This window comes from Micromonospora sp. NPDC051924 (genome assembly GCF_055586005.1).
In genome coordinates, this window is sequence record NZ_JBVJJA010000114.1 from 1 (window position 1) to 1,483 (window position 1,483).

The 1,483-nt window shown below is 72.2% G+C and carries 1 protein-coding gene; it reads left to right on the forward strand.

Features of this window, described 5'->3' with window-relative positions; translation table 11 throughout:
- The first annotated feature begins 115 nt into the window (after positions 1–115).
- Positions 116–1,483, forward strand: coding sequence for an RNA-guided endonuclease InsQ/TnpB family protein (locus tag ACZ6S5_RS34860; RefSeq protein ID WP_466006548.1), 1,368 nt, complete (start codon positions 116–118; stop codon positions 1,481–1,483).

The window sequence follows — 1,483 nt, forward strand, 5'->3', positions numbered from 1 at the left end:
GGGTTGGTGGCCGGCGATTCTTGTCGTACGGGTGGTGTTGGGTCGGGTTGTGCCTCGTCGTCGGGATCCGTCTGCGTCTCGGGTGGTGTATCGCACGGCGCGGGTGGCGTTGCGGGTGACGTCGGGGCAGCGGCGGCGGTGTTTCGGGTTGCTGCGTTCGGCTGGTGATGTGTGGGCGTGCGTGTTGGAGGTCAACGCGTGGCGGCGCCGCCGCCGTGACGCCCCGTTGAGTGGCTATCAGGCGTTGTGCCGGGAGCTGTCCGGGTCGGGGCCGGGCACGTTCGGTGAGCTGGATAGCACGGGGGCCCGGTCGGTGTTGCGCCGGTTCTCCGACGCGTGGTTCGCCGCGGCGAAGCGCCGTAAGGACGGGGACGTGTCGGCCCGGTTCCCGCGTCGGCGGCGTCGGTTGGTGCCGGTGCGTTGGTATCACGGCACGTTCACCCTCCAGGGGCGTCGGGTGCGGATCCCGGTAGCCAAGGGCGGACTGCCGTTGTGGGTCAGGCTGGCGCGGGAGGTGCCGTATCCGGTGGAGCAGGTCCGGTCGGTCACCCTGTTGTGTGAGGGTGGCCGGTTGTTCCTGGATGTGACCGCCGAAGTCCCGGTCGCGACCTACCTGCCCGGCCAGGGCCCGGACCAGGACCGGGTTGCCGGGGTGGATCTGGGGATCATCCACCCGTACGCGGTGGCCGGGCCGGACGGTGCGGGCCTGCTGGTGTCGGGGCGGGCGATCCGCGCGGAGCATCGGATGCATCTGGCGGACACGAAGGGCCGCCGCCGGGCGACGGCGGGGTGTGCGCCGAAGCCTGGTCAGCGGGGTTCGCGGCGGTGGCGCAAATACCGCCGCCGGGCCCGGCTGGTGGAGGGCCGGCACCGGCGTCGGGTCCGCCAGGCCCAGCACGAAGCCGCCCACACGGTGGTGTCCTGGGCGGTGACGCAGCGGGTCGGGGTGCTGCACGTCGGCGACCCACGCGGGGTGTTGAACATTGATGCGGGGCGGCAGCACAACCTGCGGCTGCGGCAGTGGCAGATCGGCCGGCTCCTGCAGATCCTGATCGACAAAGCTGTCCTGGCCGGCATCACCGTCCACCTGGTCGACGAGCGTGGCACCTCGTCCACCTGCCCCGCCTGCCGGCGGCGGGTACCGAAACCCCGCGGCAGGACCATGTCCTGCCCGCACTGCTCCTTCACTGGACACCGTGACCTGGTCGCGGCCGCCACCATCGCCACCCGTATCCCGGGCGGCGGACCCACCACCCCCACACCTGTCGTGGTGCCCGGGGTGGTCACGCACCGTCGAGCCGGCCGACACCTGCCCGGTGCCGGCCAGTCCCGACGTGACCCCCGCCGCCCATCCCAGGCGGCGCGAGGATCAGGTGGCCCGCGGAAGCCCGCCCCACCAACCGGTGGGGAGTCGCTCGCCACACGGCGAGGACCCACAACGCTGCACCGGAAACCCGGTGAACGTCAGTGGACACCGCACTAG